Genomic DNA, 249 nt, shown 5'->3' with positions numbered 1-249 from the left:
ACCTAAGATTGTATTGGCAAATAATGATGAAGTATCAAAAGCGTTTAACTATACACGCCCACTATCTACACACACCATTTGTACTGGCGGAGTAGATGTTAAGTGTTTAGAGAATGAAGGCTTTGAAAATCTAGCGGTAACCGAGTACAGAACGATAGAAGCGAGGGACATAAAGAAGATTAAGTGTAAAGAAACAGGTGAAGTGATTGGCACAAGTGTGAATGACAAAACAGATGCATACGCTTTATG

The 249-nt window shown here is 38.6% G+C and carries 1 protein-coding gene; it reads left to right on the top strand.

Annotated elements, in window-relative coordinates:
* On the top strand, positions 1-249 hold a 249-nt coding region (locus Q4528_RS15135; RefSeq protein ID WP_303522519.1), incomplete at both ends, for a hypothetical protein.

Source organism: Staphylococcus pasteuri (assembly GCF_030547725.1).
Lineage (GTDB): Bacteria > Bacillota > Bacilli > Staphylococcales > Staphylococcaceae > Staphylococcus > Staphylococcus pasteuri.
Note: the sequence above shows the minus strand (reverse complement) of the source record. Positions and strands in the feature narration are given on the sequence as shown.